The following is a 7,011-nucleotide window of genomic DNA, read 5'->3' on the forward strand; positions in this document are numbered from 1 at the left end:
CGCGCCCTCGACGCGGTGAAGCTGGCGCCGGACCTCGTCCCCGCCGCCTGCGTCGCCGGACGCCTCCTGGCGCGGCGCGGCGACCTGAAGAAAGCCGCCAAGATCGTCGAGGCGGCCTGGCGTGCCAATCCCCACCCGGATCTCGCCAAGGTCTATCTCGGCCTGCGTGTCGGCGATTCCGTGCGCGACCGGCTCGCCCGGGCGGAAAACCTGGCGCGGATCTCCACCTGGCATCCCGAAGCCCGCCTCGCTCTGGCGCAGGCGGCCCTGGAAGCGCAGGAATTCGGCAAGGCCCGCGAGGCCCTGTCGCCTCTCATGGCGGACCGCCCCACGGTGCGCGCCTGCCTCACCATGGCGAAGGTCGAGGAAGCCGAGCACGGTGCCGGCTCCGGCCGGGCGCGCGAATGGCTGGCCCGCGCCGCCCATGCCCCGCGCGATCCGATGTGGATCGCCGACGGGGTCGCCTCGGAGCGCTGGGCGCCGGTCTCGCCGGTCACCGGCCATCTCGACGCCTTCGTCTGGAAGGCACCGACCGAACTGCTCGAAGGCCCGTCGGACAACGACGTGACCGGCGACCTCGACGACGGGGACGACCGCAGCCAGCCGGCGCTCGCGAGCTCGATTCGGGGCACGGAGATGCCGGCCCCGGTGAGTGCACCCGTGGCCGCGCCGACGAAGCTTGCCGAACCGACGGCCGTGAACGGAGCCAAGATGGCCTCGGCCCCCTCCGCGCCGTCCACCGGACCGATGGCGCCGGGCGCCGCGACACCGGTGGTGTTCCCGCCGCCGAAGGGGTCCGATTCCACGGCCGAGACCAAGGCCCGGCTGGTCGGTTGATCCCGCAATGGGGCAAGAAGGGCGGCGCCGCGGCGGCGCCCTTTAAAGGTCGGTTCACGCAAGCTCGCTAAAGCTGTGTCCAGCGAGTTCTGCGTAAACGAAGTGCCATGTCCCCATCTCTCGACGATGCGCCGGACTTCTCCGGCCTGATCGAACTGTCGCGTCTCGGTGACCTCGATCTGAAACCTGTCATCCTCCGGGTGCAGACCGATCTGTTCCTCACCGCCTCGGTGCGGGACCGGAAGACGGTGGAGGCGTTCGAATCCCTCGCTGGCGGTCTGATCCCCACCGTCGACGACGAGACGGCGGAGATCGTGGCGCGCAAGCTGGCGCCCTTCCCCGCGACCCCGCAATCCGTACTCGCGGCGCTCGCCGCGCGCGGCGGCGAGATCCGGGATCTCATCATCGCGCAGGCGCCGGACCTCTCGGCCCGCGTGATCGAAGCCGCCCTCGCCGACGGATCCGACATCGCCGCCGCCATCGCCCGCAGGGCCGATCTGAGCCGCAGCCTCATTGAGGAAATGGCCTCGCGCGACGTGGCCGCCATCGATCTCGCCCTGGCCGAGAACTGGCAGCTCGCTCTTCAGGGCACCACCATCGCCCTCCTCGTCGGCCGCGCGCGGACGAAGCCCGACCTGGCCCAGGCGCTTCTCGCCCGACCGGATCTCGCCCCGGGGGACCTGGCACCGCTGTTCCTCTTCGCCGACGAAGAATTGCGCGAGGCGATCGGCCGGGCGGTCGGTTCGCGCGCGGCCCTTCGGCCGTCGCCCCCCATGCCGCGCGAGGCGGGCGCCGTCCTCACCGGTTTCTCGGGCAGAAACGATGTGGCCGGCTTCGTCGCCGCCCTCGCTGAGATGCTCGGTCTCCAGCGCAACTTCCTTGGCGCGACGCCGGACCCGAGCCAGCGCTACGAACTCCTCACCCTCGCCCTTCGCGCGGCCGGACTGCACGAAGAGGAGGCGGTGTATGTCTTCCTCACCCTCAACGAGACCGTGGCTCGTTCGGTGGACCGGGTCTACGACCTGGTGAAACTGTTCCGCACCATCCCCAGCGGCGCGGCCCGCGACCTTCTCAGCGCGGTCCTCGACAAGCCACTGCCCGAGCGGCTCAACGGCGGCACTGCACACCAGCCCTACACCGCCCCCGATGCGGTCCGCCCGCGCATGGCGCCGGCCGCCGCAGAGCGTGCGCCGCTTCGCCCTGCCCTCCCCGGCCGCGTGAGGCAATCGGCGTCGAACTGACCCTCGCCGGGGCCTCGCCTCGTCCTATTCGGCGAGATCGAGGTGGTGGCGGCCCTGGCGGTCGTCGATCTCGATGATCCAGAGATCGTCGTCGAAGAGCAGTTCCTTGCCGAGGCGGAGCTCGACATCGGGCGGCGAGGCTTCGCTCATCAGCCGGACGAAGCTGCGATCGGCCCCGTCCCCGGTATCGACGAGGGATTGCGGGGCCGGACCATAGAGATCGGCCCGGCCATCCAGGCGATCGACCTTCACGAAGATCGCCCCCGCCTCGGGCGCGCCGCGCCGACGCTGCACCGCGTCGATCCCCTCGACGGCAAGACGGCGGAGATGGGCGGAGACCCAGAAATCGGAGCGCAGGCGAGGCATGGCCCGCCTATAGCACCGAAGGCATGGCGCGGGGACCGGCCTGACGGATGCCCGCCGGAGAAGGCACTCAGAACCGGAAGGTATTCCGGCCGGCGGCTTTGGCACGATAGAGCGCCCGGTCGGCGGCGGACAGCAGGACGTCCGGAGACGTACCATCGCGCGGCGCGCGGGCGATGCCGACGCTCAATCCGACACGGAACTCCTGGCCGCCATGAGGGATCGGCGCGCCGACCGCGGATACGAGGCGCTGGGCCAGCTCGGGCAGTTCCGATTCATCGGCGGTCAGGATGGCCGTGAACTCGTCACCTCCCAGGCGGGCAACGAAATCGTCCTGCCTCAGCTCAGCGCGCAGACGGGCCGCGCAGACCCGCAGGACGCTATCGCCGGCCGCATGACCCATCGTGTCGTTGATGCCTTTGAAGTTGTCGAGGTCCATGTAGAAGAGGGCAAGATCGTCGCTCGTGCCGCTCGAGCGGTCGAGCGCGGCTTGAAGGCGTTGGCTGAACTGCGACCGATTGGGCAGGCCGGTGAGCGGATCGAAAGACGCAAGCTGTTCCAGCCGCTCTTCGAGCAGCTTGCGCCGCCCGACGTCGCGAACAGAGACGACATAGCCGTTCGGCACCTGCGAATCGGGATCGCGGCTCAAGCGCAGGGATGCTTCCATCCAGACCCACGCACCGTTCTTGTGCTGGAGACGCAGTTCGATGACTGCGACGTCGATATGGCCGTCGCGCACGTTCTGCATGAAGCGCCCGAAGTTCGGGATGTCGTCCGGGTGGGCAATGTCGATCGCCTTGCGTCCCACCAGTTCCTCCGGCTCGTATCCGAGGAGCGTCCGGATGGAGGGTGAGACGTAGAGGCGGATACCGTCGAGATTGCCGCGAATGATCGTATCGGTGGACATTTCCGCGAGGTGACGGAACTCCGCCTCCCGCTCCGTGGCCCCGCGCACGGCACGGGCCAGATCGTAGATTTGCCCGGCCATGGCGGCGAGGTCGGTGAGGAGCCTGCTCTTCTCTGGCGAGCCGGCTTGCGGACGGGCATCCAGCACCGACAGACGGCCGACCTGATCCGGGCCGAACGGGGCGCTCGCAAAGAAACCGACGTCGCCGTTACCGGCCGGCAGCCATCCGGTGAAGGCCGGGTCGGTTCGCGTGTCGCCGCACCAGAGGGCGGGCCACTCCCAATCGGGCCTCCCATCGGCCATCTCAGCGGCATTCCTCAGCTGGGGGCCGGCGTCGGGGCCAAGATCCGTCCAGGTCCGGGGCTCGCCACGAAGACAGACGGTGGCGGCCGACGCATTGAAGAGCGCCCGCGCGATCCGGCAGCATTCCGAGAATTCAGGTGCCGGCAGGATCGGCAGTGCAAGGCCGCCGATCGATCCCACCTTTTCGTATCCCGTCATACCGCGGATGCCGATCTCTGCGTGACCAAGGCATTGTCAACAGCAAATGGGTTAATATGCGATGATTGGGAAAAGCTTCGCGCCAGTAGATCGGGTGCTCGATGCAATCGGCACCGGACGGCGATGACCGCGGCGAGCGCGAGGGCGGAGGTATTCTTGCGCGTCGGCTCGTCGTGGCGGGTGGCGAGACGACGCAAGCGTTCGACATGGCGCCCGGCTCCCTCGCCCTTCGTTGAGCTCTGAGCTTCGGCGGTCTATGCAGACCCCATGGACCTCCAAGTTTCCGCGAGTCGCTCACCGGCTCCCATCGCCTGCAAGCTGCCGCTTTACGGGAAGGCGGCGCCGTTCCTGCCCATGAGCCGCGCCGAGATGGACGCGCTCGGGTGGGATGCCTGCGACATCGTCCTGGTGACGGGTGACGCCTATGTCGATCATCCGAGCTTCGGGATGGCGATCATCGGCCGGCTGCTCGAATCGCAAGGGTTCCGGGTCGGCATCATCGCCCAGCCCGACTGGCAATCGGCGGAGCCGTTCAAGGCGCTCGGCCGGCCGAGGGTGTTCTTCGGCGTCACAGGCGGCAATCTCGATTCGATGGTGAACCGCTACACGGCGGATCGTCGCCTGCGAAGCGACGACGCCTACACGGCGGGCGGACAAGGCGGCGCCCGCCCGGACCGCTGCACCATCGTCTACACGCAGCGCTGCCGCGAGGCCTACAAGGACGTGCCGATCGTCCTGGGCGGCATCGAGGCGTCCCTGCGCCGCATCGCCCATTACGATTACTGGTCCGACAAGGTGCGCCGCTCGATCCTGGCGGACGCGAAGGCCGACCTGCTGCTCTACGGCAATGCCGAGCGCGCCGTGGTCGAGGTGGCGAACCGCCTCGCCGCCGGCGCAGCGCCGAACGAACTCGACTCGGTCCGGGGCGTGGCCCTGTTCCGCCGCGTGCCCGAGCATTACACCGAGCTGCCCGCCGACGATCTCGATTCGGCCGACGAGGCCGCTTCCCGCCGCCCCGGCGAGACCGTGATCCGGCTCCCCGCCTACGACGAGGTCAAGGACGACAAGGAGGCCTATGCCCGCGCCTCGCGGGTGCTGCACCGGGAGGCCAATCCCGGCAACGCCCGCCCCCTCGTCCAGCGCCACGGCGACCGCGACCTGTGGCTGAACCCGCCGCCGATCCCGCTCTCCAGCGACGAGATGGATGCGGTCTACGACCTGCCCTACGCCCGCGCGCCCCATCCCTCCTACGGCGACGCGAAGATCCCCGCCTGGGACATGATCAAGTTCTCGGTGACGATCATGCGCGGCTGCTTTGGCGGCTGCACCTTCTGCTCCATCACCGAGCACGAAGGCCGCGTCATCCAGAACCGCTCGGAGGGCTCGATCCTGCGCGAGATCGAACTGATCCGCGACAAGACGCCGGGTTTCACGGGGGTGATCTCCGACGTTGGTGGCCCCACGGCCAACATGTACCGGATGGCGTGCAAGGACCCGAAGATCGAGGCGGCCTGCCGCCTGCCGTCCTGCGTCTTCCCGGACATCTGCCCGAACCTGAACACTTCGCACGACGACCTGATCCGGCTCTATCGCAAGGTCCGCGAGGTGGAGGGCGTCAAGAAGGTGATGGTCGCCTCCGGCGTGCGCTACGATCTGGCGGTGCGAAGCCCCGAATACGTCGAGGAGCTCGTGACCCACCATGTCGGCGGCCGTCTCAAGATCGCCCCCGAGCACACCGAGCGCGGCCCCCTCGACCTGATGATGAAGCCGGGAATCGGCACCTACGACCGCTTCAAGGAGATGTTCGACGCCGCCGCCAAGAAAGCAGGCAAGAAATACTACCTGATCCCGTATTTCATCGCGGCGCATCCGGGCACGACCGACGAGGACATGATGAACCTCGCCGTCTGGCTCAAGAAGAACGACTATCGCGCCGATCAGGTCCAGACGTTCCTGCCCTCGCCCATGGCGACGGCCACGACCATGTATCACACCGAGATCAACCCGTTGCAGGGCGTGCGGCGCGGCGGCAGCGAGCCGGTGGACGCGATCAAGGGGATGCGGCAGCGCCGGCTGCACAAGGCGTTCCTGCGCTACCACGATCCCGAGAACTGGCCCCTGTTGCGCGAGGCGCTGCGGGCCATGGGCCGGGCGGACCTCATCGGGCCGAGGCCGGACCAGCTCATTCCGTCCTCGCAGCCGCCGGGAACGGGCTCGGGTAAGCCGGGAGGCCAGCCACGCCCCATGCGCCATCCGGGCGCGCCGCGCTTCACCACCAAGGGCGTGCCGCTGCGGAAATGACGGTCTCGCCCGTGCGATAGCCGGATGCGTTGAAAGGCTTTCGGGGTTCTGCGCGCTGAGGCGGACACACGGAAAGCCACTCGTCGTGGGCCTACGATATTCACGCATCTCGCGGACACCGCGGGTCCCCTCTCCTGGAAGGAGAGGGAGCCCGTCGCGCTTCACGTCGAACCCTCTTGGATAGGGGGAACCAGCATCGACCAGATGTGTGTGTCCGGTAGCCTCACGGAGGCCGCGAGCCGCCTCCGAATGCCGGATTCCTTGCCCTACCCCTTGGTCGAACCGGCGCGCGAGGCGAGTTCGCGCAAGGTGCGACCGGCGGCGACGCCCTTGACCGGCAGCTTGCGGTCGCGCTCGAACTTCTCGATGGCCGCCCGTGTACCGGGGCCGAGGACACCGTCGGCGACGAGCGGTCCGTATCCGAGCTTCACCAGCGCCCGCTGCGCCTGCGCCACGGCCTGATCGGGTTTCGGCGTCACCGAGGCCGTGGTCTCCCCGGCCTTGATGATGTCGGCGATGACGTCGCGCTTGGTGGAGGGCGCGGCAGCCGCCGGCTTAGGCACGGGTCTCGCCGCGTCGGTGGCCGGGGCGGCCTTCGGTTCGGGAACCGTCTCCACCTTCGGCGCCTCGATCCTGCGCGGCGGGGCCTCCGCGACCTTGACCGGCTCGGGCGACGGGCCGGTCGTGGACTTGGCGGCGGCGGTGCCTTTACCGAGGGTCGGGAAGAGCGGCGCGGGGTGGCGTCCCCCCTGGTAGCCCAGCGCATTCATGGCCACGGCCGCCACCGCGCCGATGGCCACCACCGAGCCGAGCACTTCGCCGGGCCGGCGCAGGCAGAGCCGGCCGAAACTGCCGATGGCC

At 69.0% G+C, this 7,011-nt stretch carries 5 protein-coding genes and 1 pseudogene; 3 read left to right on the forward strand and 3 right to left on the reverse strand.

What is annotated here, in order from left to right; genetic code table 11:
- Together FV220_RS23195 and FV220_RS23200 are read left to right on the forward strand one after the other, a co-directional pair.
- Nucleotides 1-837 (forward strand): annotated as a pseudogene (locus FV220_RS23195) (heme biosynthesis protein HemY); the annotation flags it as partial.
- Between the two features lie 107 nt (nucleotides 838-944).
- Nucleotides 945-2,078, forward strand: a complete 1,134-nt coding sequence (locus FV220_RS23200) for a DUF2336 domain-containing protein (protein WP_018042247.1) — start codon at nucleotides 945-947, stop codon at nucleotides 2,076-2,078.
- Between the two features lie 24 nt (nucleotides 2,079-2,102).
- Here FV220_RS23200 and FV220_RS23205 read toward each other — a convergent pair whose 3' ends face one another.
- Complete coding sequence (locus FV220_RS23205) at nucleotides 2,103-2,444, reverse strand: DUF1491 family protein (protein ID WP_147833383.1); 342 nt, start codon at nucleotides 2,442-2,444, stop codon at nucleotides 2,103-2,105.
- A 67-nt stretch (nucleotides 2,445-2,511) separates the two neighbouring features.
- A complete protein-coding gene (locus tag FV220_RS23210) occupies nucleotides 2,512-3,831 on the reverse strand; it encodes a diguanylate cyclase (protein ID WP_187273515.1) in 1,320 nt (439 codons plus the stop codon).
- Between the two features lie 285 nt (nucleotides 3,832-4,116).
- On the opposite strand from FV220_RS23210, the gene FV220_RS23215 reads away from it, so the two are divergent.
- Nucleotides 4,117-6,150, forward strand: a complete 2,034-nt coding sequence (locus FV220_RS23215) for a YgiQ family radical SAM protein (protein ID WP_147833385.1) — start codon at nucleotides 4,117-4,119, stop codon at nucleotides 6,148-6,150.
- A 266-nt stretch (nucleotides 6,151-6,416) separates the two neighbouring features.
- Here the strand turns inward: FV220_RS23215 and FV220_RS23220 are convergent.
- Nucleotides 6,417-7,011, reverse strand: a 595-nt coding sequence (locus tag FV220_RS23220) for a peptidoglycan-binding domain-containing protein (RefSeq protein ID WP_147833386.1), incomplete at its 5' end; no start/stop codon positions are given.

Source organism: Methylobacterium sp. WL19, from assembly GCF_008040005.1.
GTDB lineage: Bacteria > Pseudomonadota > Alphaproteobacteria > Rhizobiales > Beijerinckiaceae > Methylobacterium > Methylobacterium bullatum.